This window comes from Collinsella aerofaciens (assembly GCF_015561195.1).
Taxonomy (GTDB): Bacteria; Actinomycetota; Coriobacteriia; order Coriobacteriales; family Coriobacteriaceae; genus Collinsella; species Collinsella aerofaciens_AC.
This window is the reverse complement of the sequence record NZ_JADMSU010000001.1, coordinates 134585-159884: the sequence shown is the minus strand read 5'-3', so window position 1 is coordinate 159884 and position 25300 is coordinate 134585. Positions and strand designations below refer to the sequence as shown.

At 61.4% G+C, this 25300-nt stretch carries 28 protein-coding genes and 2 pseudogenes; 25 read left to right on the top strand and 5 right to left on the bottom strand.

All coding sequences use genetic code 11. The annotated features are described in order from the left end of the window. Nucleotides 1-23: 23 nt before the first annotated feature. The 15 genes and pseudogenes from I2H81_RS00695 to rplX all read left to right on the top strand — a co-directional run bounded on the left by I2H81_RS00695 (nt 24) and on the right by rplX (nt 9448). Nucleotides 24-1238, top strand: a complete 1215-nt coding sequence (locus tag I2H81_RS00695) for a PTS fructose transporter subunit IIB (protein ID WP_195644147.1) — start codon at nt 24-26, stop codon at nt 1236-1238. 150 nt (nt 1239-1388) lie between these two features. Beyond that, complete coding sequence (locus I2H81_RS00690) at nt 1389-2543, top strand: cation diffusion facilitator family transporter (RefSeq protein WP_229107984.1); 1155 nt, start codon at nt 1389-1391, stop codon at nt 2541-2543. 39 nt (nt 2544-2582) lie between these two features. Then, a complete protein-coding gene (locus I2H81_RS00685) occupies nt 2583-3209 on the top strand; it encodes a histidine phosphatase family protein (RefSeq protein ID WP_195644144.1) in 627 nt (208 codons plus the stop codon). Between the two features lie 450 nt (nt 3210-3659). Then, nucleotides 3660-4280 carry a 50S ribosomal protein L3 gene (gene rplC, locus I2H81_RS00680; RefSeq protein WP_035137484.1) on the top strand — a complete coding sequence of 207 codons (621 nt, stop codon included), beginning with the start codon at nt 3660-3662 and terminating at the stop codon, nt 4278-4280. Between the two features lie 46 nt (nt 4281-4326). Next, a complete protein-coding gene (gene rplD / locus I2H81_RS00675) occupies nt 4327-4953 on the top strand; it encodes a 50S ribosomal protein L4 (protein ID WP_006235032.1) in 627 nt (208 codons plus the stop codon). Then, the gene (gene rplW, locus I2H81_RS00670; RefSeq protein ID WP_022094197.1) at nt 4954-5241 is read left to right on the top strand and encodes a 50S ribosomal protein L23; all 288 of its coding nucleotides are present in this window, start codon (nt 4954-4956) and stop codon (nt 5239-5241) included. A 179-nt stretch (nt 5242-5420) separates the two neighbouring features. Then, complete coding sequence (gene rplB / locus I2H81_RS00665) at nt 5421-6251, top strand: 50S ribosomal protein L2 (protein ID WP_055250219.1); 831 nt, start codon at nt 5421-5423, stop codon at nt 6249-6251. Nucleotides 6252-6283: 32 nt separating this feature from the next. Continuing rightward, a complete protein-coding gene (gene rpsS / locus I2H81_RS00660) occupies nt 6284-6544 on the top strand; it encodes a 30S ribosomal protein S19 (RefSeq protein ID WP_006235035.1) in 261 nt (86 codons plus the stop codon). A 14-nt stretch (nt 6545-6558) separates the two neighbouring features. Continuing rightward, on the top strand, nt 6559-6930 hold the full coding sequence (rplV, locus tag I2H81_RS00655; protein WP_006235036.1) for a 50S ribosomal protein L22: 372 nt from the start codon (nt 6559-6561) through the stop codon (nt 6928-6930). Between the two features lie 6 nt (nt 6931-6936). Further along, nucleotides 6937-7647 (top strand): 30S ribosomal protein S3, encoded by a 711-nt coding sequence (rpsC, locus tag I2H81_RS00650; protein ID WP_006235037.1) that lies wholly within the window; start codon nt 6937-6939, stop codon nt 7645-7647. Beyond that, nucleotides 7647-8063: pseudogene (gene rplP, locus I2H81_RS00645) on the top strand (50S ribosomal protein L16); the annotation flags it as partial. The gene rpsC and the pseudogene rplP, both read left to right, overlap by 1 nt. 86 nt (nt 8064-8149) lie before the next feature. Next, nucleotides 8150-8365, top strand: coding sequence for a 50S ribosomal protein L29 (gene rpmC / locus I2H81_RS00640; RefSeq protein WP_006235039.1), 216 nt, complete (start codon nt 8150-8152; stop codon nt 8363-8365). 16 nt (nt 8366-8381) lie between these two features. Then, complete coding sequence (gene rpsQ / locus I2H81_RS00635; protein WP_006235040.1) at nt 8382-8642, top strand: 30S ribosomal protein S17; 261 nt, start codon at nt 8382-8384, stop codon at nt 8640-8642. A gap of 118 nt (nt 8643-8760) precedes the next feature. Further along, complete coding sequence (rplN, locus tag I2H81_RS00630; protein WP_006235041.1) at nt 8761-9129, top strand: 50S ribosomal protein L14; 369 nt, start codon at nt 8761-8763, stop codon at nt 9127-9129. Between the two features lie 13 nt (nt 9130-9142). Then, entirely contained in the window at nt 9143-9448 is a 306-nt protein-coding gene (gene rplX / locus I2H81_RS00625; RefSeq protein WP_161115950.1) for a 50S ribosomal protein L24, read from the top strand. 767 nt (nt 9449-10215) lie between these two features. Here rplX and I2H81_RS10335 read toward each other — a convergent pair. Together I2H81_RS10335 and I2H81_RS10330 are read right to left on the bottom strand one after the other, a co-directional pair. Continuing rightward, nucleotides 10216-10317, bottom strand: a complete 102-nt coding sequence (locus I2H81_RS10335) for an IS3 family transposase (protein ID WP_231501554.1) — start codon at nt 10315-10317, stop codon at nt 10216-10218. A gap of 292 nt (nt 10318-10609) precedes the next feature. Beyond that, nucleotides 10610-10717 (bottom strand): annotated as a pseudogene (locus tag I2H81_RS10330) (hypothetical protein); the annotation flags it as partial. Here I2H81_RS10330 and I2H81_RS00615 point away from each other — a divergent pair. From I2H81_RS00615 to I2H81_RS00580, 8 genes are all read left to right on the top strand, one after another. Then, nucleotides 10674-10991 (top strand): 5'-methylthioadenosine/S-adenosylhomocysteine nucleosidase, encoded by a 318-nt coding sequence (locus I2H81_RS00615; protein WP_229026325.1) that lies wholly within the window; start codon nt 10674-10676, stop codon nt 10989-10991. The pseudogene I2H81_RS10330 and the gene I2H81_RS00615 sit on opposite strands and share 44 nt — an antisense overlap. 226 nt (nt 10992-11217) lie before the next feature. Beyond that, complete coding sequence (locus I2H81_RS00610; protein WP_117736585.1) at nt 11218-13959, top strand: PRD domain-containing protein; 2742 nt, start codon at nt 11218-11220, stop codon at nt 13957-13959. Nucleotides 13960-14082: 123 nt separating this feature from the next. Then, nucleotides 14083-14556, top strand: coding sequence for a PTS system mannose/fructose/N-acetylgalactosamine-transporter subunit IIB (locus I2H81_RS00605; RefSeq protein ID WP_089572478.1), 474 nt, complete (start codon nt 14083-14085; stop codon nt 14554-14556). A gap of 9 nt (nt 14557-14565) precedes the next feature. Continuing rightward, nucleotides 14566-15351, top strand: a complete 786-nt coding sequence (locus I2H81_RS00600; RefSeq protein WP_089572477.1) for a PTS mannose/fructose/sorbose/N-acetylgalactosamine transporter subunit IIC — start codon at nt 14566-14568, stop codon at nt 15349-15351. Nucleotides 15352-15353: 2 nt separating this feature from the next. Then, nucleotides 15354-16187 carry a PTS system mannose/fructose/sorbose family transporter subunit IID gene (locus I2H81_RS00595; RefSeq protein WP_089572476.1) on the top strand — a complete coding sequence of 278 codons (834 nt, stop codon included), beginning with the start codon at nt 15354-15356 and terminating at the stop codon, nt 16185-16187. Between the two features lie 26 nt (nt 16188-16213). Further along, entirely contained in the window at nt 16214-16612 is a 399-nt protein-coding gene (locus I2H81_RS00590; protein WP_089572475.1) for a PTS sugar transporter subunit IIA, read from the top strand. 12 nt (nt 16613-16624) lie between these two features. Next, nucleotides 16625-17749 carry a glycoside hydrolase family 172 protein gene (locus tag I2H81_RS00585; protein ID WP_172676343.1) on the top strand — a complete coding sequence of 375 codons (1125 nt, stop codon included), beginning with the start codon at nt 16625-16627 and terminating at the stop codon, nt 17747-17749. A gap of 79 nt (nt 17750-17828) precedes the next feature. Further along, nucleotides 17829-18713: an ROK family protein gene (locus tag I2H81_RS00580; RefSeq protein ID WP_199410693.1), complete on the top strand. Its 885-nt coding sequence runs from the start codon at nt 17829-17831 to the stop codon at nt 18711-18713. A 116-nt stretch (nt 18714-18829) separates the two neighbouring features. Here the strand turns inward: I2H81_RS00580 and I2H81_RS00575 are convergent, their stop codons facing one another. Further along, nucleotides 18830-19072, bottom strand: a complete 243-nt coding sequence (locus tag I2H81_RS00575; RefSeq protein ID WP_117843679.1) for a hypothetical protein — start codon at nt 19070-19072, stop codon at nt 18830-18832. A 647-nt stretch (nt 19073-19719) separates the two neighbouring features. On the opposite strand from I2H81_RS00575, the gene I2H81_RS00570 reads away from it, so the two are divergent. Together I2H81_RS00570 and I2H81_RS00565 are read left to right on the top strand one after the other, a co-directional pair. After that, on the top strand, nt 19720-20799 hold the full coding sequence (locus I2H81_RS00570; protein ID WP_195644142.1) for a Gfo/Idh/MocA family protein: 1080 nt from the start codon (nt 19720-19722) through the stop codon (nt 20797-20799). A gap of 3 nt (nt 20800-20802) precedes the next feature. After that, complete coding sequence (locus tag I2H81_RS00565) at nt 20803-21549, top strand: DeoR/GlpR family DNA-binding transcription regulator (RefSeq protein WP_195644141.1); 747 nt, start codon at nt 20803-20805, stop codon at nt 21547-21549. Nucleotides 21550-21931: 382 nt separating this feature from the next. Here I2H81_RS00565 and I2H81_RS00560 read toward each other — a convergent pair whose 3' ends face one another. Next, nucleotides 21932-22591 (bottom strand): RluA family pseudouridine synthase, encoded by a 660-nt coding sequence (locus tag I2H81_RS00560; RefSeq protein ID WP_233508892.1) that lies wholly within the window; start codon nt 22589-22591, stop codon nt 21932-21934. Between the two features lie 15 nt (nt 22592-22606). Beyond that, nucleotides 22607-25102, bottom strand: coding sequence for a U32 family peptidase (locus I2H81_RS00555; protein WP_195644140.1), 2496 nt, complete (start codon nt 25100-25102; stop codon nt 22607-22609). Between the last annotated feature and the right edge of the window lie 198 nt (nt 25103-25300).

Here is a 25300-nt window from a genome sequence, read left to right as displayed (position 1 = left end):
TGTCACATTGGGAAAGGCGTTCCATGTCACAAGTTTCTAACACCTCGTTTACAACGACGGTTTCATCAAACGCCATGGCCGTGGTGGACTATCTGTCCAAAAGCATGATGTCGGCGCTGCCGTTTATTGTTTGCGCGGCGTTGTTCCGCACCGCCGCCGTCATTATGGGCGAAGGCATGCTGGGCCTGTGGTCTGCCGATTCCGAAATCTATCGCCTGTTCTACAGTTGGCTCTATAACGCCGGCTACTACTTTTTGCCCATTTATCTTGGTTGGGCGGCCGCCCGCCAGCTCGGTTGCTCGGAGCAGCTGGGCATGATGCTGGGCGGCGTATTGATTGCGCCCGATCTGCTTAAGCTCGTCGATGCCGCATCGACGACGGGGGCAGCGATGACTTTCGTGTATGGTCTGCTTCCCGCGCCGGTCAACGATTACACGACGACTGTTATTCCGGTTCTCATCTCGGTGCCCGTGCTATGGCAGGTGGAGCGTTTCTTTAAGCGCACTATCCCTCAGGCTGTGGCGTTTTCGTTTGTTCCGTTTGCAACCATGCTCGTCATGGTTCCGGTCTCGCTGTGTATTACGGCGCCGGCGGGCAGCTATCTGGGCATGCTGTTGGGACAGCTTATGTTTATGCTTGGCAATTCCGGTGGCATCGTGTCGCTGCTCACGCTTATGGGGCTTGCCGCGGGTTGGGAGTTTCTTAAGATCGCGGGTGTCAGCAACGTTGTCCTATCGCTCGCCTATGCGCAGTTTATGAGTGTGGGAACGGATTCGTGCATTCTGATCGCTGCGACGATGGCGACGTTTGCCGTTTGGGGCATGCCCTTTGGCGCGTCGCTCCGCGTTGTGGATAAGGACGAGAAGGCGCTCATGCTGGGCTATTCGATCTCGGGCGTGCTTGGCGGCGTAAGCGAGCCGGCGCTGTACGGCTGCGGCTTTAAATATGGCAGGTGTCTGACATGCATGGCCATTGGCGGCGCCGTCGGAGGCCTTGTTGCGGCCGTGGGCCACGTTACGGCCTATACCATCGGCATGACGAATGTCCTTATGGTCATTGGCTTTGCCACGGGCGGCATTTCGGACCTGCTGTGGTGCTGCGCTGCCGGTGGCACGGCATTTGCGGTGTCTGCGGCGCTGAGCTGCTGTTTTGGCGTGGTGCCGACAAAGGTGCAGGCGGCAGAAGACGAAGTTGATTCGCTCGAAACAGTGGCGAGCGCTGCTGAAGCAAGCGCATAAATCTGTGCGACAAAAGGACGATTCCTTTGTCATATTCCAAGGCTGCGGCCCGTGTGGGTTGCGGCCTTTTTGTATCTGGGGGACAAAGTGGCTACACTACAATCCGTTTGAGCAATAGATATATAGGTAGTACCGTGGGGGCGGATGCAGATGGTCGAGTGGATTGTTCGTCGTGCGCAGGGCGACCGTGCACGCGTGGGAACGTTGACGGGCATGGTGTGTATTCTCGCCAATGTGGCACTATGCGCTGCGAAGGGTGCAATTGGCGTGCTGTCGGGATCGGTTTCGATTGTGGCGGACGCTATGAACAACCTGTCTGATGCCAGCTCGAACATCGTGAGCGTGCTTGGCTTTAAGCTGGCGGGCAAGCCGGCCGACCCCGAGCATCCTTACGGCCATGGCCGCTACGAGTATCTCTCGGGTCTGGTCGTGGCGGCGCTCGTGCTGCTGATCGGCCTTGAGCTTATCAAGTCCTCGGTTGAGCGCGTCATCCACCCCGAACCTGTCGAGTTCTCGCTTGCCCTGGTGGCAGTCCTTGCGCTTTCGATGGTCGTAAAGCTTTGGATGGCGGCCCTCAACCAAAAACTCGGCGATCGCATTGAGTCCGAGACGCTGCATGCGACCGCGCAGGATTCCAAGAACGATGTTCTAGCCACGGGCGCCGTGTTGGCGTGCGCGATTGTTTCGCAGGTGACGCATATCAATCTAGATGCATGGGTCGGCCTTGCCGTTGGCGCCTATATTGGCTGGAGCGGCTTTGAACTCATCCAGGATACGATGAGCCCGCTTTTGGGCCAGGCGCCCGATCCTAAGCTGGTCAAGCACATTCGAGACAAAATCATGAGCTACCCCGGCGTTTTGGGCGTTCACGATTTGATGGTTCACGACTACGGCCCAGGCAGAAAGTTCGCAAGCGCTCACGCCGAGATGGCAGCCGAGGCCAGCCCGCTGGAAAGTCACGACACGCTCGATAACATCGAGCAGTCGTTTAGGGTCGAAGACGGCATGATCGTCACGCTCCATTACGATCCCATCGTGACCGACGATCCAAAGGTGGCGAGCATGCGTCTGCGCATCAACGCTATGGCTCAAGAGATTGATAGCCGCCTCTCGATCCACGACCTACGCTGTGTTCCGGGCCCCACGCATACCAACGTGATCTTTGACTGCGTACGTCCCTCGGATTTGGCGATGAGCGCCGAGGACCTGAAGCGCGCGCTGGCGAAACGGGTCGAATCGGAATATCCCAAGTCGGTCGCCAAGATCACGATCGACGAAGACTACGTAGGCCATACCCACGAGTAGGGCTGTGCCAGCAAAGCAAGTTATACAGAAGGGGAGAGCATGAAGCGTCTATATCTACTCCGCCACGGTCAGACAGAATTCAACGTTAAAAAGCTCGTCCAGGGCCGCTGCGATTCTCCGTTGACCGACCTGGGTCGTCAGCAAGCCGGGATGGCAGCCGCGTGGCTCAAAGCCCACAACGTCGTTCCCGACAAAGTGGTCTCTTCGCCCTTAGGCCGAGCCATGGACACGGCAAGTCTCGTCGCAACCGAACTCCTCGGCCGGGATGCAGCAGTCGAGCCCTGCGAAGGCATCATCGAGCGCAGCTACGGCACCTTCGAAGAAGGCCCCCACGACGCCCTACCAACCGACGTCTGGGATCCAGGCGAGGACTTGGTCCCCTTCGGAGGAGAAGGAAGCCGCGCGCTGCAAGAGCGCATGGTAGGCACCCTCACCAATCTCATGGGCTCTGAGGGCATCGAAACCCTTCTAGCAGTAAGCCACGGCAGCGCCAGCCGCCAATTCATCAAGGCTGCAGCCCCAGAGGGCTTCGAGCTCCCAACAAAACTCCCCAACTGCGCCATTATGATTTTCGATTTTGATGAGGCGGAGCCACAAGTAGAGGGCGAGCCAATGCAATGCAAGTTCACCCTCCAGCAAATAGTGGACCCCCAACAAAGTCATTAGCCTGAGCGAGCAGAGTTAAGCAGACATCAACGTGTCGTCTCCCGAGCACGGCGGAGGGCCGGAGAAATATATTAAGGTCCCTGCTCTACAGTCCTGCGCAAGACGGAGAGCACATTAAGTGCTCTCCTTTGCGTGCGGAACTCGCGATGACCTTAATATATTTCTCCGGCCCTCCGCCGTGCTCGGGAGCCATCCACGCACTTTACCTGCGTAAACAATGTGAGTGAAATATGAATCTCGATGGATACGCCCGCAGCCGTGTATACTAAACAGCTGTGTGTAACCAGGGGAGTATTCTGGCTGGACAAAATGCCTGCTTAATAGGGTTGTCAGGTAGTCCGGGCGCAATACAAGACTGGGGAGCACGTCGTGTAAGTAGTGGTCCTCTAGGGGCGTACGCTCGGTGGTGTACGCATTGTCCCAAGACCACGCGAGAGTTGGGATCATATCTTGATCAGCATGATTCTCGGCCGCAAGATTGGCATGACCCAGGTTTGGGACGAGGACGATAACGTCGTTCCCGTCACGGTCATCCAGGCTGGCCCCTGCGCTGTCTCGCAGGTTAAAACTCAGGCAACCGACGGCTATGACGCCGTCCAGATCGGTTTCGGCGACATCAAGGCCAAGAACGTGAACAAGCCCATGGCTGGTCACTTCGCCAAGGCTGGCGTCGAGCCTGTCCGCTTCCTTCGTGAGGTCCGCGTCGAGAACGGCGAGGAGCACAAGGTCGGCGAGGTCGTCACCGTCGCTGATTTCGCTGATGTCGAGAAGGTCGACGTCATCGGTACCTCCAAGGGTAAGGGCTTCCAGGGTCGCATCAAGCGCTGGGGTCAGCGCCGCGGTCCTATGACGCATGGTTCTCACTTCCAGCGTCACCCCGGTTCTATCGGTCAGTGCGCCTATCCTGCGCGCGTCCTCAAGGGCGTCAAGATGGCCGGTCACATGGGTAACGAGCGCGTTACCGTCAAGAACCTTTCCGTTGTCCGCATCGATGCCGAGCAGAACCTCATCTTGGTCAAGGGCGCTGTCCCGGGTGCCAAGAATGGTCTCGTCGCCATCCGTATGGCCTAAGGGCCCAGCCCATTTAGCCCAGCGTCATACCAAGGAGAACACTTAAATGGCAAAGTTTGAAGTAAAGAACAGCGAGGGCAAGAAGGTCGCCGAGGCCGAGCTCGCCGCTGAGGTGTACGGCATCGAGCCGAACATCCACGTTATGCACCACATCGTCAAGTGCCAGATGGCCTCTTGGCGTCAGGGCACCCAGTCTGCTAAGGGCCGCTCTGAGGTTTCCGGTGGCGGCAAGAAGCCTTGGCGTCAGAAGGGCACCGGCCGTGCCCGCCAGGGTTCCATCCGTGCTGCCCAGTGGCGTCACGGTGGCGTTGTCTTCGCCCCCAAGCCCCGTTCCTACGCTAAGCGTATGAACAACAAGGAGGTCAAGCTGGCTATGCGCTCCGCGCTGTCCGCCAAGCTGGCCGATGGCGAGCTCGTGCTCGTCGACGACTACGGCTTCGAGAAGCCTTCCACCAAGGCTGCCGTCGCCATGCTCAAGGCTCTCGGCCTTGAGGGCAAGCGTCTGACCATCATCGTTCGCGATGAGGACGTCAACGCCTACCTGTCGTTCCGCAACATTCCCAAGACGTTCATCATCACCGCTGACGAGGCCAACACCTACGATCTCGTCAACAACAACGCTGTGCTGATGCCCGCCGACATCGCCGCTCACTTCGGGGAGGTGCTTGCATAAATGACCGCCCACGAGATCATCATCCGTCCGATCGTGTCCGAGCGTTCCTTCTCCGGCATGGAGCTGAACAAGTACACGTTCGAGGTCGCCAAGGATGCTAACAAGTATCAGATCAAGGACGCTGTCGAGGAGATCTTCGGCGTCAAGGTCGTTCGCGTGAACACCCTGACGGTCAAGCCCAAGACCAAGCGCGTGCGCTATGTCGCCGGCAAGACCCGTTCTTGGAAGAAGGCCATCGTCACGCTGGCCGAGGGCGACACCATCGAGGTCTTTGGCAACCAGGCCTAAGACTCGCTGCTGTTGAGTGAGCTCATGCCTCCCAAATAGGGGAGGCGAGAGCTCAAGGTTTCGGGCGTATAAAATGGACACGCCCGGAACCGTGTATACGTCCGGTGTCATCGCACCCGAGGCAGAACCTCGAATCCCTGTCTGCGATGGCTAACGGATTCCTATTGAAAGGGATTGTAATGGCTGTAAAGCACCTTAAGCCGACCTCCGCTGGTAGGCGTTGGCAGACGATCTCCGATTTCTCCGAGATCACCTGCACCAAGCCCGAGAAGTCTCTTCTCGAGCCCCTGCCCAAGAAGGCCGGTCGTAACAACAACGGCCGCATCACCACCCGCCACCAGGGCGGCGGCGTGAAGCGTCGTTACCGCGTGATCGACTTCAAGCGCAACAAGGACGGCGTGCCCGCCAAGGTTGCCACGATCGAGTACGATCCGAACCGTTCCGCTCGCATCGCTCTGCTGCACTACGCTGACGGTGAGAAGCGCTACATCCTGGCCCCCAAGGGCCTCGAGGTCGGCCAGACCATCATGTCCGGTTCTGACGCCGACATCAAGCCGGGCAACGCTCTGCCCCTCGCCGACATCCCCGTCGGTACGCTCATCCACGCCGTCGAGTTCCAGCCGGGCAAGGGCGCTGCTATCGCCCGTTCCGCCGGTAACTCCTGCCAGCTGATGGGTAAGGAGGGCAAGTACGCTATCGTCCGTATGCCTTCCTCCGAGATGCGCCGCATCCTCGTTACCTGCCGCGCCACCGTCGGTGAGGTCGGCAACGCCGATCACGCCAACATCGTCATCGGCAAGGCCGGCCGTAAGCGTCACATGAACGTGCGCCCGACCGTCCGCGGTACCGTCATGAACCCTGTCGACCACCCGCACGGCGGTGGCGAGGGCAAGAACCACACCTCTGGTCGTCCCTCTGTTACCCCCTGGGGTAAGCCGACGAAGGGCCTTCGTACGCGCAAGAAGAAGAAGGTCTCGAACCAGCACATCATTCGTCGCCGTAAGAAGTAATTTCGGATACCGAGTTTTAGGAGAAAGCACTTATGAGCAGAAGTCTCAAAAAGGGCCCGTTCGTGGAGACTCGCCTTCTCTCGCGTATCACCGCGATGAACGAGGCTGGCAAGAAGGACGTCGTGAAGACCTGGTCTCGCGCGTCCACCATCTTCCCCGAGATGGTTGGTCACACCATCGCCGTCCACGACGGCCGCAAGCATGTGCCCGTGTATGTTACCGAGTCCATGGTTGGTCACAAGCTCGGCGAGTTCGCGCCGACTCGTACGTTCCGTGGCCACAAGGCCAAATAGGGGGTTAACCGTAAATGGCAACTAAGTCTATTGAAACTGAGGCCACCGAGGTTCGCGCCGTCGCTAAGTACGTGCGTGTTTCCCCCAGCAAGGCCCGCCTGGTGGTCGATCTGATCCGCCGCAAGCCTGTCGCTCAGGCCTTCGACATCCTCCACTTCTGCGACCGCGCCGTCGCCGTGGATGTCGAGAAGGTTCTCCGTTCCGCCGTTGCGAACGCCGAGAACAACAACGGTCTGCGTGCCGACAACCTGGTTGTCGCCGCTGCCTATGTTGACGAGGGTCCGACGCTTAAGCGCATCCGTCCCCGCGCCAAGGGTTCCGCTTCTCGCATTCTGAAGCGTACTTCCCACATCACCGTCGTCGTTGCTCCTCGAAAGGAGGCGTAAAGCTGTATGGGTCAGAAAGTCTACCCCACCGGCTTCCGTCTTGGCATCACCGAGAACTGGCGCTCCCGCTGGTTCGCAGAGAAGGATTACGCTAAGACCCTCGGTAACGATCTCGAGATCCGCAAGTACCTCGAGAAGCGTCTTTCCCGCGCAGCTGTCTCCCGCGTCGAGATCGAGCGCGCTGGCGACAAGGTGAAGGTCATCATCCTCACCGCTCGCCCCGGCGTTGTCATCGGTAAGAAGGGTGCCGAGATCGATACCCTCCGCACCGAGCTCGAGAAGGTCGCTGGCGTCTCCAAGGGCCAGCTCTCCGTCGACGTTGTCGAGATCAAGCGCCCCGAGCTCGACGCCAACCTCGTTGCTCAGTCTATCGCCGAGCAGCTCGAGGGCCGCGTTGCCTTCCGTCGCGCTATGCGCAAGGCTGTCCAGTCTGCCCGCAAGGCCGGCGCTAAGGGCATCCGTATCCAGTGCTCCGGTCGTCTCGGCGGTGCCGAGATGGGCCGTCGTGAGTGGTATCGCGAGGGTCGCGTGCCTCTGCACACCCTCCGTGCCAAGATCGACTACGGCACGGCTGTCGCCAGCACCACCATGGGCGCTTGCGGCGTGAAGGTCTGGATCTACCTGGGCGAGAAGCTCCCGGGCCAGCCTGTTCCCAACCCTGCACTCGAGGGCTCTTCCCGTCCTCGTCGTCGTAACTCCGAGAGGAGGGGTCAGTAGTGCTTGCCCCTAAGCGTATTCTTCACCGCAAGGTGCAGCGTGGCTCCATAAAGGGCCAGGCCAAGGGTAATACCGAGCTGCATTTCGGCGAGTTTGGTATCCAGGCTCTCGAGGCCCATTGGATCACCAACCGTCAGATCGAGGCCGCTCGTATTGCCATGACCCGCTACATGAAGCGTGGCGGTCGTGTCTACATCACGATCTTCCCCGATAAGCCCATCACCAAGAAGCCTGCCGAGACTCGCATGGGTTCTGGTAAGGGTAACCCCGAGGAGTGGGTGGCCGTCGTCAAGCCCGGCCGCATCATGTTCGAGGTCAAGGGCGTGCCCGAGGAGGTCGCTCGCGAGGCTCTGCGTCTTGCACAGCACAAGCTTCCCATCAAGACCAAGATTGTTGCTGCTAAGAACGCTGAGCAGCGCATCGAGAAGGAGATGGCTGAGGAGGCCGCTCTCGAGGCCAAGTGGGCTGCTGAGGACGCCGCCGCCGCCAAGGAGGAGAACTAATGAAGCCCGCAGAGATTCGTGAGCTCTCGGACGCTCAGCTCGTTGAGAAGCTGAAGGAAATGCGCGCCGAGCTCTTTAACCTTCGTTTCCAGATGGCCACCAGCCAGCTGGACAACACCGCTCGCGTCAACACCGTGAAGAAGGACATCGCTCGCGTCCTCACGGAGCAGCGCGCCCGCGAGATCGCAGCGGAGAAGTCCGCTGTCGCCGAGTAGGACCTAAGGAGAGAACATGACTGATTCGCGTAACTCGCGTAAGGTCCGTACGGGTGTCGTTACCTCCGTCTCCGGTGCCAAGACCATTGTTGTCACCATCACCGAGCGCAAGCGTCACCCCAAGTACGGCAAGATGATGACCAGCTCCAAGAAGCTGCACGCTCACGACGAGGAGTGCACGGCTGGCGTGGGCGATACCGTCCGCGTTATGGAGACCCGTCCTATGTCCAAGATGAAGCGTTGGCGCCTCATCGAGGTCGTCGAGCGCGCTAAATAAGCAGTCGCTCTTACGACTTGTACGTTTCCGAAGATGTGCGTATGCCTGGCTTGCATACCACGGGCCGTATAAAGGCTGCGCACCTCTCTTCGGTTCTTAGTTCGGAGGAACATCTACCATGATTCAGATGCAAACCATGCTGAACGTCGCCGACAACTCCGGCGCTCGCAAGATTCGCTGCATCAAGGTGCTTGGCGGTTCCAAGCGTCGTTATGCAGGCATCGGCGATGTGTTCATCGGTGCTGTCCAGGAGGCTACCCCTGGCGCCAACGTCAAGAAGAAGGACGTTGTCCGTTGCGTCGTCGTTCGCACCGTTAAGGAGATCCGCCGCAAGGATGGCTCCTACATTCGCTTTGATGAGAACGCCTGCGTTGTCATCAACAACGATGGTTCGCCCGTCGGCACCCGTATCTTCGGGCCCGTCGCTCGCGAGCTTCGTGACAAGAAGTACATGAAGATCGTCTCGCTCGCTCCCGAGACCCTGTAGTTAGGGGAGATATATGTATATCAAGAAGGGCGATAAGGTCCAGGTTCTCTCTGGTAAGGATCGCGGCAAGCAGGGCGTTGTCCTGCGTGCTTTCCCCGCCGAGAACAAGGTCGTTGTCGAGGGCGTTTCGGTCGTCAAGAAGGCCGTCAAGCCCAACGCTGCCAACCAGCAGGGCGGCATCGTTTCGCAGGAGGCTCCCATCGACGCCTCCAACGTCAATCTCGTCTGCCCCGAGTGCGGTAAGGTTACCCGCGTCGGTCACGAGAAGGACGGCAAGAACAAGCTGCGCGTCTGCAAGAAGTGCGGCCACAAGTTCTAAGCTGCCAGCAACATCAAGTTGCTAGCAAAGGCCCGGATGCCACGGCACCCGGGCCTTTTTCTATCCCCACTCGATGGCTTCGGTTCTGCCGTCCTGTCATTCCGGTTGCATCCAGTTTTCGGTGCCGTCTCGAATCGAGTGCCGCCAGGTGACACCCTGTCGCGTTTCGTCGGCTTCGGGGACAAAAGTCGGGACAACTCCAAAAACTATTTTCGAACTCAGGGCTTTGAGTTTTTGTTTTTGTCCCAAAGGGCGCGGCGGGATGCCTTTGGAGGCTCGATAGCGCCGAAAACGCCCGTTTTGAAACTTAAATGCCTTTTCGCGTGCAAGCCGCCAGCTGCAATAGGAAGTGAATCAACGCAGGTGGCTTTCAAGTAGTTTGCAAAACTGCAGGTCGCAGGTCTTCATTGCCAGTAGGAGAAATGAGTAGTCTCAGGTGGCTTGCCCATGAGTTGACGAACGGGATTTGAGATTACGCTGACGTCCGGAAACGCTTCGAGCACGGCGTTACGTTTTTGGGGTTTGGGCGTAGCCCCTGCACCCGCGAGCGCGGGCCTTAAGCCCGCCGAGAGGGTGACGCGTCGAAAACGAAGGGGAAAGAGAGAAGGGGCCGTCCCTATCATTCAGGTTGCGACCGAAGAAGACAAGGAGACCCCCTGAGCCTGAATGATGCCCCACAGACCGCGTCCGACCGAGCTCAAGCCGAGCTTTTCCTGACGTCCGCCTTCGCGAAGATGATGGCTGGATTGGCTATGGATTGGCAACACTTATTTGGACGATTCCGGGAGGGACGGCCCCGCCTCCCTGAACTCGACCGGCGACATGTAGCCCAGCGTTGAGTGGATCCTGAAGTTGTTGTACCAGTGCACGTAATCCAAGAGCTTGGCTCGGAGCTCGCGCGTCCCTCCTCGGTCCTTCGGAGTGGCCGACGATCTCCCCGTTGCAGAGGTCGACGAGCAGGCAGACGTAGTTCCACGACGCCCCGACGCGCACGCAGGCCAAGTCGCTGCATATATGGGTGCACGGCGCCCTGCCGCCGAAGCCGCGCGCGACGACGTTCGACACGTCGGCCTCGTTGACCGCCCCGGGGTGCACCTTGAACCTCTTCCTGCCGTATGCGCCGGCCAGGCCGTTCTCCCTCATGATGCGGCAGACGCGGCGCCGGCTGACGGTAACGCCCGACCTCCCGGGCGACGCCTTGATCTTGCGCGATCCGTTCCGGCCCTTGCTGGCGGCGTGCGCCGCCGCGGCCGCCGTCGCCCCCGACATTAAGGTCCTCAAGGGCCGCGTCGTCTCCGGCGACCAGTTCGTCTCGCCCGCGGAACAGAAGGAGCGAATCCTCGCGACCTTCGGCGACCTGTGCTGCGAGATGGAGGGCTGCACCATCGCGCAGGCCGCTTATCTCAACGGCGTGCCCCTCGTCGTCGTGCGCGCCATCAGCGACAAGCCCTGCGCCGAGGGCCGGGTCGTCGACTACAACACCTTCGAGAAGAAGGCCGCCTGCGACTGCGCCCGCATCGCCGCGCGCATGGTTAAGCTTTAGGCCCTGCGCGCCGGGGCCCTTCTTTATGTTGGGACCCCGGCGCGCCGGGCCCTTTCCAAAGCGAAGTGTCGAGCCGAAGTGTTGAGCGTCGGCCCTGAATGTTCAATGGCCGTTGTTTTCTGCCCCTCAAGTGGTGGACTTTTCCTCGGAGCTGTTGATTCCCCCACGCGCCCCCTTCCGTTCTCTGTTCTCCCCTTATACTCCTTGTACGAGGAGGTAAGAAGTCATGGACAAGACCACACAGGACAGCTTGGCAAAGAAACCCGTCGACATGAGGGACAGGATTCTCGAGCATCTCGAGGCCCTCACCTCTGCCGTCTCGCTCGACGACCTTGCCCGTCTGTCCACCTCCGACATCGCCGAGACGCTCATCATCTCCAGGAGCCTGGCGAGCCAGTACCTCAACGACCTTGTTCGCGCCGGTCTTGTGGTTAAGGTGGCGGGCAGGCCTGTCCGTTATTTTCATCGCCGCGCGTTCCAGAAGCGTTTTCAGGTAAAGCTCTCTGCAAGCGAGTACGCCTCGCTCGCCGACCTCATCCAGGCGACGGGAATCGCCGATCACCGCGACTTCGCGCGTGCCGTGGGCTTCGACATGAGCCTCAGCTCCGTTGTCGAGCAGTGCAAGGCTGCGGTTCAGTACCCTCCGTTTGGCCTGCCCATTCTCTTGAGCGGCGGCGTGGGTGTCGGTAAGTCTTTCCTTTCTCGCCTTGTGTACGAGTACGGCAAGAACCAGGGCTTGCTGTCCCGCGACTCCTCCTATGTGCGCATCGACTGCGCCGGGGTCCCGGACGCCGCCTCGTTCAACGGGCTTCTTGACGAGTCGATCGCGAAAGCGCGCGGGGGTGTGGTCTTTGTCAACGGCATCGAGGCACTCTCTCCCTCTGCGATGGAGCACTGCCTTGCGACGGCCCTCGGGCTCGATGCCTCCCAGGATGCGCCGCGCGCTCGCCTCGTTCTTTCGACGACGCTTTCCGCCGATGACCTGAAGGTTTCCTCGGCCTACAGCAAAATGCCCATCTGTGCCCGCGTCCCCTCACTCAAGGAGCGGACCCCCGAGGAGCGCGAGGATCTCATCTTGAGCTTCCTGCGCAGCGAGGGGTGCCGAATCGGTTCTGATGTGAAGATCAGCCGCGGCGCATACCGTTGCCTCGTGAACGCGGACTTTTCCGATAACATCGCCGGCTTGCGCGCCTGCGTGACGAACTGCTGTGCCAAAGCGTTCCTCAATCGCGAGGGCGACTACGTCGTCGTTCGCCCGTATCTTCTTCCCAGCGGGCTCCTCTCCTCCGCGCAGATCGATCAACAGCCCGACGATGGCGTTCTGATCGACGCGTCTCTGGATGCCGCCGAGAGCACAGGGCCGGTCGAGCAGGCGCTCGATGCCCTGTGCTCCCTCGATGAGCGATTCTGCGCCGGGGAGCTCTCTGTCTCCGAGCTTGTCTCGCAAGCTGTCTCCGCTGTGCGCGGCGTTGAGGATCACTTGATCTTCGACCACGGCGTCGCCTCCTCGAGGTCGCGCGCCTTCGAGCGCGTCGTGGGCGCGGTCCTTGCCGACGCAGGCTCTTCTTATGGCATCGAGCTTTCGAGGAAGGTCGCTTTTCTACTGGCCCAGGAGATTTGCCTGCAGTTGTGGCCGGGTATCGGCCTGGCTAAGCGAAAGTCTGCCTGTGCGGAGCAAATCTCCCATCTCCTCGGTGCCGTGACCTCCGAATTGCCGTTTGCCTCGAGTGTCTCCGATCAGGTCGCCGCAGACGTGGAAGGGGCGCTGGGAATCTCGCTCGATCACTTCACGAAGACGCTTCTGACGCTGTGCGTCGCATCGGAGTCTCGCGATGCGAAGGCCCTTCGGACGCTCTGCGTCATCTTGTCCCACGGCTACTCAACGGCGACGAGCATCGCCGACGCGGCGAACCGTATGCTCGGCATGCATGTGTACGAGGCTGTCGACATGCCCTACGACCAGCAGCTGAAGGACATCGTCGGTCCGCTCCAGCGCCTCGTCGACCGCCATTCCTACTGTACCGGGGTCGTGTTCCTCGTCGACATGGGCTCCTTGGAGGAGGCCTATAAGGCCCTCGAGAACGTTACCGACTCCACTATCGGCGTGGTGAACAACGTCTCTACCGGTCTTGCGCTCGAGATCGGGGTCGGGCTGCTCGGCGGCAAGTCCATCGCCGAGGTTCTTGGCGATGCGACCGCCGCGTGCGTGACGCACTGCAAGGTGATCGAGCGCGTCAACCGTGAGGACGCCATCGTCTTCTGCTCCGAGTCCGGGGTCGACGCCGCGGAGAGGATACGCCAGCTCGTCTCGCAGAGCCTCCCGCGCACCATAGGCGCGCGCCTGCTCACGAGGCCCTTCAAGCAGCTCGTCGCGAACGGGTCGAACGACGCCGTTTTCTCCGAGCACCGCGTCTGCGCCGTCATCGGCACGGGAGACCCCGGGGTCGCCTCCGTCCCCTTCGTCGCCCTCGAGGACATCATGTCGACGGCGTCCGCCTCTAAGGTTGATGCCGTGTTCGGCAGGTGGCTTGACGCTTCCGAGCTCTCTTCTTTCCACGAGAAGCTGCTCTCGAACATGACGCTGCAGAACGTCATCCGCTCCATCACCATCCTCGACCCGGAGCGGCTATTCCATGAGATCGAGAGCGCCGTGCACGAGCTTCAGCGCAGGACAGGCGAGAAGATCGGCAGCAACGCCATCATTGGGCTCTACGTTCACCTCTGCTGTCTCGTCGAGCGCCTTGTTACCAGAAACCCCATTGAGACCTACGTTGGCCAGGACCGCTTCGAGGAGGAACGCGCCGATTTCATCGAGTCCTTCAGGCAGAGCTTCTCGAGCATCTCGACGCGCTATCGCGTAGAGGTTCCCGTAAGCGAGATCGCATATGTCTTCGACTACATAAGCGTGAGCGCCGCCCCGGCGCGAGAAGAGCGCCTCGGCTCCTCGGACCTCCTGCTCGACGAGTGACCTTCCCCGCGCCGCCGCAAGCTGACCGCGCGTCCTCAATAATCCGATAACCCCTTGCCCGGCGCGAATCCGGATAGCGCCGAGGCAGTACCGAACGTAAAACTTCATTTGATAGGAGCAAACATGAGTGTTGTTATGGCACGAATCGACAATCGCCTGCTTCACGGCATCATCGTGACGCAGTGGGCCCCGGTGTCGGGCGCGACCCGAGTCATGGTCATCGACGACAAGGTCGCCGGCGACGAGGTCCTGAAGTCCACCATGAGGATGGCGCGCCCCGCGGGCATGGCCGTTTCGATCATCTCCGAGCAGACCGCGCTCAAGAACTTCGCCGCGGGCAAGTACGACCGCGAGAAGGTCTTCGTCATCGCCAAGGAGCCCGAGACGATGCTTCGCCTGGTCGAGTCGGGCGTCGAGCTCCCGTCGCTGGTCGTCGGCGGCTCGCTCGTCAAGGAGGACGGCATCCAGCTCACCCAGCGCGCCTACGCCTCCGCCGAGAACGTCCAGAGCTACAAGGCGCTCATCGCCCGTGGCGTCAAGGTGACGGCCCAGTTCGTGCCCGCCGACAAGCCCGTCTCCGTCGCAGACCTCATCTAAGGGGGAAATATGGTCAACTTCACTATCCTGCAGGTCGTCCTTTTGACCCTGCTGGCCTTCATCAAGCACGTGGACTACTACGGCATCCCGATGATCTTCGTCAATTACGCCGTTTTCTGGGGCCTCATCACCGGAGTCGTCATGGGCGACTGGAAGACCGGCCTTGTCATCGGCGGCACCATTCAGCTCATGCAGCTCGGCGTCGCGGGCTTCGGCGGCTCCTCCATTCCCGACTACGGCACGATGGCCATCATCGCCACCGCCTACGGCGTGACCCTGGGCTCCGACACGGGCCTCGCCATCGGCCTGCCGGTCGGCATGCTCGGCATCCAGCTCGACGTCGTCGCCAAGATCCTCAACGGCTTTGTCGTCGAGAAGTCCCAGAAGTTCTGCAACGAGGGTAAGTTCAATCAGATGAACGCCATCCTGTGGGTCTGCCCCGCGCTCTTCGGCCTGTGCGCCGCCCTGCCCGTCTTTGTCTCCGTGACGCTCGGCCAGCCCGCCGTCAACTGGCTCCTCGAGGTCATGCCCCAGTGGTTCCTCTCCGGCCTCACCCTCGCCGGCAAGATGCTCCCGGCCGTCGGTATCGCCATGCTGCTCCGCTACATGCCAACCGCCAAGTACTTCCAGTACCTGCTCGCCGGCTTCTTCCTCTCGGCCTTCCTGAACGTGCCCATCATCGGCGCCGCCATCGTCGGCGTTGCCCTCGCGATTGCGTTCTACCAGCGTGCCGAGAGGGACACCGAGCTCGCCGCCCACGCTTCCGCAGACGCCTTCATCGGAGAGGATGAGTAACCATGGAAAACGAGAACATCACCGCCGTCGCCGAGGGCAAGCCCTCCGGCTACAAGGTCACCAAGAAGGACCTGCGCAACGCGAACTGGCGCTGGCTCATGAGCGTGTGCACCTTCAACTACCAGACCCAGCAGGGCGCCTCAGTCGCCTACGCCCTCTCGCCGGTCCTGAGGAAGATCTACACGAACGACGAGGACTATAAGCAAGCGCTCAACAACCACTTCCGCTACTACAACACCCAGCCTTGGCTCGCCGCCATCATCCTTGGCGCCTGCGTGGCCATGGAGGAGCGCGACGGCCTAGCGGCGGCGGACGCCGTCCAAGACCTGAAGATCGGCACCATGGGACCGCTCGCCGGCGTCGGCGACTCCCTGCTCATGACCATGATCCCGACCATCATGGGCTCCATCGCCGCTTACATGGCCATCGAGGGCAACCCCGTGGGAGCCGGCATCTGGTTCGCGCTCATCCTGGCCATCTTCTGGGTCCGCATGCACGCCCTCGAGTTCGGCTACAAGCAGGGCGTGAAGCTCGTCACCGACTTCAGCGAGAAGCTTCCCAACCTCACTGCCGCCGCCTCCGTGCTCGGCCTCACCGTGGTCGGCTGCCTCATCGCCTCGGTCATCGGCGTCACCTGCCCGATTAGCTTCAGCTTCGGCGACGTCGCGATGGAGATTCAGCCGCTGCTCGACAAGATCCTGCCTGCCATGATCCCCGCCGCCATCACGGGAAGCGCGTATTACCTTCTTACCAAGAAGAACGCGAGCATGACGGCCCTCATCCTCGTGGTGATCGTCCTCGCGATGGTCGCCTCCGCCGCCGGCATCCTCGCCTAGCTTCGACCCAAGAGATTGGTGAATCAATGAGAAAGATAGTTGTGGCGAGCCATTCCCTTCTCGCCCAGGGCTTCAAGGACACCCTCGAGTTCCTTACGGGTAAGGGCGACGCCGTCAACGCCGTGTGCGCCTACGTGAACGACAACGGCGAGGGGCTCGACGCGGCGGTCGAGGCGGCTCTTTCGGGCACTGACGAGGTCGTCGTCCTCACCGACGCGTACGGCGGCAGCGTGAACCAGCGCTTTTCCCGCTTCGCCTCCGACCGGATCCACGTGATCGCGGGTGTCAACCTCCCGCTCGCCATGACGGTCGCGCTCGCGCGCCCCGACGAGAAACTCGACTTCGACGCCCTCGTCAACGAGGCGCGCCAGCAGATCATCTACGTGAACGGTGCCAGTTCCGCCGAGTGCGACGACGACGAATAGAGGAGGTCGACGATGAGAGAGTTCCTTAAGGACGTGTGGATGCACGGCGGTGAGGAAAGCCGCGCCATCACCCCCGAGAACATCACGGGCGAGAAGGGCCGCGCCGCCATGTCGGCCAGCCACCTCGGCGTCGGCCGCAAGGGCTCGTGCTGCGTGCCCCTTGAGTCCGGCGAGACCATCACGCTCGCGGACATCGAGGGCCCCGGCATCATCCGCCACATCTGGATGACCGTCCCCGACAAGACCGCCGCCGGCAGCTTCGTCATGCGTGACCTCGTGCTGCGCTTCTACTGGGACGACGAGGAGACCCCCTCGGTCGAGTGCCCTGTCGGCGACTTCTTCTGCAACGGCTTCGGTGAGCGCGCCATCGTCAACTCGATGCCCATCTGCGTGAACCCGACGGGCGGCATGAACTGCTACTTCGAGATGCCCTTCAGGAAGCACGCCAAGGTCACGCTTACGAGCGAGCACCCCGGGTTCATTAAGTACATCTTCTACACGTTCAACTACGCGCTCACCGACGTGCCGGACGACGCCATGTACTTCCACGCCCGCTTTAACCGCGAGCGCAGCACCCGCAGGGGCGTCGACTACACCGTGCTCGACGGCGTGCGCGGCAAGGGCTACTACGTCGGCACCTACATGGCCCTGTGCGCCCTGGAGCGCTATTGGTGGGGCGAGGGCGAGATGAAGTTCTTCCTCGACGGCGACGAGGAGTTCCCCACGGTCACCTCGACGGGAGCCGAGGACTACTTCGGCGGTGCCTGGGCCTTCCTCGACAGGCCGCCCCACGCGCTGCCCGAGGCGCAGTGCTTCAACACGCTGTTCGCCGGCTACCCGTACCGCTCGACGCGCGACGCCACGCGCGACCGCTTCAGCGCGGGCAAGCCGAACCCGAATCCGATGCTCGCGACTAACGACGACGCGCTGCCCAGGCACGGCCTCTACAGGTGGCACCTTCCCGACCCGATCTCGTTCAAGGAGGACCTGCGCGTGACGTTCCAGGACCTCGGCAACGACGACATCAAGCTCTACGAGCGCGAGGACGACATCTCCACCGTCGCCTACTGGTACCAAAGCGAGCCGCACGCCGTGCTCGCCCCGTTTGCCGCAAGGCAGGACCGCGTGCCCAGGTAGGGTCGCCTCGAAACAAGCCAACGTTATGGGCGCCCGCGGTTGACCATGACTGCGGGCGTCCCTTTGTAAGGAGGATCACATGAGCGAAAAGCAAATGAGGCTCGGCGCCCTCGAAGCCGGCGGGACCAAGATGGTCTGTGCCGTGGTGTCCGGCGACGGCGAGGTCCTCGACCGTATGGAGACCCCGACGCTTACGCCCGCCGAGACCGTCCCGCAGATGATCGAGTGGTTCACCGCCCGCGATGTGGACGCGTTGGGCATCGGCGCCTTCGGCCCGACCTGCGTCAACCCCAACGACGAGCGCTACGGCTCCATCCTCCAGACGCCCAAGCTCGCGTGGCGAGGCCATGGTCTTCGCGCCGCGTTCGCCGACGCCCTCGGGATTCCGGTGGCCTACGACACGGACGTGAACGTTGCCTGCCTCGGCGAAGTGGTCTTCGGCTGCTGCAAGGGGCTCGAGGACGCCGTCTACGTGACCATCGGCACCGGCGTGGGCGCGGGCGTCATGTGCGCGGGCAGACTCCTTCACGGCATGCTGCACCCCGAGGCCGGTCACATGCTGGTAAGAACCCGTCCCACCGAGGAGGGACGCTGCGTCTGCCCGAGCCACGCGAGCTGTCTCGAGGGGCTCGCCTCCGGCCCCGCCATCGCCGCGCGCTGGGGAAAGCCCGCGGCCGAGCTCGCGGACAACGATGAGGTGTGGGCGCTCGAGGGGGATTATCTGGGGCAGATGTGCGCGAACCTCGTGCTCATGTACTCGCCTCGCCGCATCGTCCTCGGCGGCGGCGTGATGCACCAGGAGCAGCTCTACGGCATCGTCCGCAAGAAGACCCTCGAATATCTGGGTGGCTACATCCAGACCGCCGAGCTTAAGGACATGGAGAGCTACATCTGCGCCCCGGGCTGCGGCGGCGACCAAGGAATCCTCGGCGCGGCCGAGCTGGCAAGAAGGGCGCTCGCGTAACTTGCGCTCTCTCCGCCATACAACGCGTTAAGAAAAGACGAGCGCTTCTTGCCAATTGAGCGGCAAGAAGTGCTCGTCTTTTGCATTTGTTTTTGGGGCAGGACGCCCCGCCTCCGCTAGAGTCCCTGGACCGCCACACCCACGAGGTTTGGACCGGTGTGGACAAGAAGCGCGGGGCTGATGTCGGAGCGGACGACCTCCACCGCGTTGGCCACGCGCTCGCACAGGGCCTGCTCCATACGGTCGTAGAGGTCGGCGTGGGCCGAGGTGCGGCTCGCGGCAAAGCGCACCTTGGGGTGCTTCTCGACGATGGCGGCGATGAGCTTGACCTCGGTGCGATGCGGTACTTGCACAGCCATTTCGTGTGCGCGAGGCTGTTGGCTTTCTGGGCCACAGCAATCACCTTCCCCCTAGTATGATGACCTGAACAATCCTCATGCTAGGGGGAAGGTTTTTGTCGCGTAGCGGAAATTGGCCTCCACCCGCTGAGCGGGTGGCTTTCTATGCCGCGCGTGCCGCGCGGCACGGACTAAAGTCCATGAATAAAAACGAGGAAGGCCACGTCCGGCCTCCCTCGCAAAGGGTCTCTGATTACTCCCACTCATTGGGGACAGACTTACACTCATTGGGGACAGACTTAAATGAGTGCTCTTGAAATGCCGGCGCCTGGGGACGTTCTTTTTCTGTCTGCAGTTTGGAACGTTCCTTTTCTGTCGGCAGTTTGGGACGGTCCTTAGAGCTGCAGCGCGCCATGAGTGACGAGGCTAAGCGGATCATCCTGTCTTTTGAGTTCTAAGCATAAGCCCCTGTCTCTGAGCAATGACTGGTTCGCATTTGTGCGTATTTGCGTGCGTGGGATTGCGTGAATATGCGTATAGATGCGCCGTTTACGGGACAAAAATGACCGTTTAGCGGTGAGATACGCAAAAACGAGCACAGACGCGCGTGTTTGTGCGAATATAGAGCTATCCGAAATGCAAGACGTTCTATGACACAGGAGGCACATATGGTAGATTCCAAGCAGGCTCCACTCGACTCCGCGGCAGCCGCAAAAGCAGCGTTCGCTTCGGTCCAGGACAAGCCATTCCCCGATGATATCTTTACGGCTCCCGAGCTTCGTTGGGCTGTGATCGGGTGCGGCGTTATCGCCAACCAGATGGCCCAGTCTCTCGCTCTTGCCGGCCGCAAGCTTGCGGGCGTCGCCAACCGTACGCTGTCCAAGGCTCAGGCTTTTGCTGAGCAGTATGGCATCGAGAAGGTCTATGAAACGGTCGAGGACCTCTACGCCGATCCGGACATCGACGCCGTCTATATCACCACGCCGCACAACACGCATATCACCTATCTGCGTGCCGCGCTGGCCGCCGGCAAGCACGTGCTCTGCGAGAAGGCCATTACCCTCAACTCTGCCGAGCTCGACGAGGCCCGCGCCATCGCCGACGAGCACAACGTGGTCCTTATGGATGCCACCACGGTGCTCCACATGCCGCTGTATCAGGAGCTGCGCCGTCGCATGGATGCGGGCGACTTTGGCCACATGAACCTCGCCCAGCTCAACTTTGGCAGCTATAAGGAGTACGGCGACCTGACCAACCGCTTCTACAACCGCAGTCTTGCCGGCGGCGCCATGCTCGACATTGGCGTGTATGCCCTGTCCGTCATGCGCCTCTTTATGGCAAGCCAGCCCGCTGAGGTCGTGTCTCTGGGCAACACCTGTGAGACTGGCGTTGACGTCGCGGGCGGCATTGTCTGCCGAAACGCCGAGCAGCAGCTGGGCGTCGTGAGCCTTACGCTCCACTCGAAGCAGCCCAAGCGCTCGGTCATCAGCTTTGACAAGTGCTATATCGAGGTCAACGAGTATCCGCGTGCCGACCATGCGGTCATCGTGTGGACTGCAGACGGTCACCGTGAGGAGGTCCACGCCGGCACCGAGGCCTACGCGCTGTGCTACGAGATGGCTGACCTCGAGAAGGCCGTCGCCGGCGATGATTCCAAGCGTGAGCTTCTGGATTATGCTTCTGATGTTATGGAGCTGATGACCAAGCTCCGTGCCGATTGGGGAGTCGTCTACCTCGAGGAGGAGTAAGCGATGCTCGCGGAAGATAGGCTCAATGCGATCGTCTCGATGGTGCAGCAGGCTGGTTCAGTAACGGTGCCAGAGCTTGCCGATGCCCTGGGTGTGACGGCTTCTACCATTCGGCGCGACCTGCAGACGCTCGACCGAGCGCACCGCATCGCCAAGGTGCACGGTGGCGCGACAAGCCTTGAGCGCGCGCACGTGACGCGCGACTTAACGATCAGTGAGCGCAGTGATCTCCATAACGACGACAAGGAGCGCATCTGCGCTCGCGCCGCGGCACTCGTGGAGCCCGAGAGCTTTGTGTACATCGATTCGGGTTCGACGACGCTCGGGCTCATCGAGCATCTTCCGCGCCTTGACGGCGTCACCTATGTGACCGACTCCGTGCTCCATGCTCAGCATCTCGCCCTGCGCGGCATGCGCACCGTGGTGCTGGGTGGCGAGCTCAAGCCCGAGACTGAGGCGCTCGTTGGCCCCGATGCCTTGGCAACTCTAGACCGCTACAACTTCAACTGCGGCTTTTGGGGTTCCAATGGCATTGCTGCCGAGCAGGGCTTTACGACGCCCGATATCGAGGAGGCACAGGTCAAGCGCATCTCGATGCGCCATACGGCCAAACGCTTCGTAATCTCGGATGCCAGCAAATTTGGCATGGTGGCGCCCGTCAAGTTTGCGGACTTTCGCGACGCAACGATTATCACCGCGGGTGAGGTGCCCGCCAAGTACCAGGCGATGGAAAACGTCATCACGGTCTAGCAACGGGGCGAAGTAAGGCCAAAACCATTTAGTTTTCTCAATAGAAAAGCGGCAACATCCATTACGGGCGTTGCCGCTTTCGTTGTCTGCCGGTTTGTCTAAATCTGTAACAACCAGACCGTTAAAAGCAGGCTAGATGTTACAGATTGAGATTGTTTGGGGCGACGCTGGTGGTTTGTCTAAATCTATAACATATGAGGCTGATTTTGCCGAGTTACTGTTACAGATTGAGATTTTCCCTTAAGGGGGATTTGAATGTCTCGATCTGCAACAGATAGACCGGAAAACGGGCTCTAACTGTTACAGATCGAGACGTTTTGGGACTGCGGCTGAGCCATTGCGGCAAAACCACCACAAAGGTGCCTGTCCCCATTGCGGTGGTTTAGGGCTCCCAGGGGCAGGGGGCTTCGATGTGGATGTGCTCGCCGGTTACGGGATGCGTAAAGGACACGCTGTGGGCATGGAGCATGAGGCCGCAGGGGCGCGGCGTTCCGTACAGGTCGTCGCCAACCAGGGGATGATGCTCGCTTGCCAGGTGCACGCGGATCTGGTGCTTGCGGCCGGTGAGCAGCTCGACATCAATATACGAGCGCGTGGGCAGGCCGCGGCGGCTCTTAAGGCGCTTGAGTACCTTGACGCGCGTCTGAGACGGCTTGCCGCTGGCGCCAACGCGCATCTTGCGGCTATCGTGGCGGTCGCGGGCGATAGGCTTGTCGATGAGCTTCTCGTTCCAGTCGATTTTGCCCTCGGCGAGCGCCAGATAGTGCTTTTCGAATGCGTGGTCGATGACCATCTGGTCAAAGGCGGGCTGCGTCTGCTTGTCGAGCGAGAACAGCACCACGCCGGTGGTGTTGCGGTCCAGGCGATTGAGCGGCTGCATGTCGGTCGCGGCAAAGCCGTCGCCCATCGCCAGCAGCAGGTCGCTGGCGTAGTCGGTAAGTGTGCGCTCGCCGGTGCCGTCACCGTGGACGATCATGCCGGCGGGCTTGTCGATGGCCATGAGCCAGGCGTCGCAGTAGAGGACTTGAGGTTCTTCGTTCACGTGTAAGCCTTTCGGTTAGCTAATTCCCACAAACATGCAGCCCGAGGTAGCGCCGCGCAGGCGGGCAGCGGGCTTGCGGCCGGCTTGCGCGGCCTCGACGGCGCGACGGACGCGAGCGACGGCACGGCCAATCTCATCGGCCTCGAGCAAGGTTCCGTCGACCATAAGACGGCGCACGCCGGCGTCGAGCAGCTGTGGAACCTGCGGTGTGAGGTCGATGGGGTAGGCGTCGTACAGGCGAGAGCGGCCGTGGATGTCGGTGCGGACGGGCATGACCTTTCCGTCGATATTCTTGAGCGAGAGCTTGCGGGCACGCAGGCGGCAGTTGGCACAATCGTGGATGCAGCCGTTGGCAACCTGCAGAATGCAATGCTCGCTTGTCATGACGCGCGGGCGGCCAAAGACGGTGATGCCTAGAGCCACGGGCGCGGCGGCGCCGAGCGAGACAATCTCGTCGAGCGTGATCTCGGGCGAGAGCCAAAACGCACCGGCTCCGCGCTCGGCAAGCGCCTCCATGCAGGGCGTGTTGTGCACCGGCAGGCAAGAGCGAATCTCGGCCGTGGCGCCAACCTGGGCGGCCAGGGCAAGCTCAGAGATGTTGCCAATAGCGACCGTGGCGCCGGCAACAACCCATGGGTCAACGCGGACGTGGTCAACGGCGCGGCAGACCTCATCGAGCACGGGTACGATGCCCTGCTCAAACGTATCGGCGGGGGAGAGCTTGGCCGCATCGAGCGCGTCGGTGGTCATGTAGATGCGCGTTGCACCCTCCGCCCGCGCTGCCACGGCGGCCTCGAGCGAGGTGACGGTGGCGCAGATCTGCGGCTCGTCGCGGTAGTGCTCGGGCGCGGGGCGGGAATCACTGGTGACAATCGCCGGCAGCTCGAGCGTTTTCGCGTGCTCCGCGTACGGCGCCAGAATGGCCTCTTCCAGCGCCTTGCAAGCGGCGGCGCGCACCTTATGTACGGCGGAGAAACCCATGCCACAGCCCTCATCGAGTGCCACCTCAAAGCTCGCAGCCTCAAAGGGAGAGGAACCCATGCGGCCGACGTGTTCAACCAGATCGGACGCCTCGACCGCACGGGTCTTGGCGGCTTCGACGGTAAAGCCCGTGGCCCTGGCCGTAAGCGAAGGGTCGTCGCAGCAGGTGAGCGTAACGGTAAGCGGCTCGCCCAGACGCGCCACGACGGACACATCAACAGCTCGGCGGCGCAGCACATCGCGCTTGAGCGCGGCGCCGGCGGCGTCGATGGCACGCTGACTACGAATCACGCGGACGCGGCAGCCCTCGGGCATGCTGCGGGGTACGCGACATTCGATGACCTCACCGGCTGCGGCATCATCGGCGGCAATGGTGGTCAGGAACTGGTCAAACTCGTTATCGTGGCGAAGCTCCAGCAGGTCGCCCTTGCCCACGGGCTCAAACAGCTCAATGCGGGCGATGGCGGCGCGGCGACGGCGGTCGTCGGGCTTGAGGCCGCGCACATCGCGGTTGGCCGGGCGGCTGCCCAGCACCGTGCCCACGATCTGGCCGCGGTTGTTGGAACGCTCATAGCTCATCATCTCGTCGCCCGAGGTGCCGTCCTGATAGGCGTGCGTAAAGTCGCGGTTAAAGCAGCGCTTGAGCTGGCGCTGGCGGGCGGCTTTCTCGTCCTTGGCAACGGTGGTTCCGGCCAGCATGTCATCAATCTGATGACGATACACGTCGACGATGGAATACACGTAATCGGGGGCCTTCATGCGGCCCTCGAGCTTGAGCGATGCGGCGCCGGCGTCATACAGACGGCGAACAAGCTGCGACGTGTTGGTGTCGCGCGGGCACAGCGCGCGCTCGCGACCGGCAGGGGAGAGCGAGCGGCCGTTCTCGTCAATTAGCTCGTAGGGCAGGCGACAGGGCTGGGCGCACATGCCACGGTTGGCCGATCGTCCCGCCATGGCAAAGCTCGAAAGCAGACACAGGCCAGAGTAGCAAAAGCAGATGGCGCCATGGCTAAAGACCTCAAGGTCCACATCGGGCGCGGCATCGTGAATGGCGGCAATCTCGTCGATGGAAAGCTCGCGCGAGAGGGTCACGCGGTCGGCGCCCTGCTCGCGGCACCAAAGGGTTCCGCGGTCGTCGTGGATGTTCGCCTGGGTCGAGATATGCGTCTCGATGCTGGGCATCGTGCGCTTGACCTCAAAGAACAGGCCCCAGTCCTGGATGATGAAGGCGTCGGCGCCCAGCGTGGAGCAGCGATGGATGAGCTGCAGCGCATCGCTCATCTCGGATTCCTTGATGACGATGTTGACCGTGACGTAGACGCGCGAGCCGGCCAGATGCGCGGCGCGGCAGGCCTGCTCAAAGGCCTCGTCGGTAAAGTTGGTGGCCTTGCGGCGTGCGTTGAAGCTGCCCATGCCGCAGTAGATGGCGTCTGCCCCGGCGGCGAGTGCGGCGGCAAAGGGCTCGGGCCCTCCGGCGGGCGCCAAAAGCTCAGGTCTGCGGTTGGTGGTTCGACTGGCGGTTGCGGTCATATCCTGCCTTTCAAAATGCTCAGATACTCAAAAGTATAGTGGTGCTGTTGCGGCGGACGAGGCCCGTGCTCTAAGCGGGATAAAGTCTTCAGCAGCTTGGACTGGCTGCTCCACATGAGAACCGTTCAGCGGTCCGGGGAAACCGTTGGGCGATAAAATATTCTCGCAACGTGATAATAATCTTGCATCGCGCGGAAA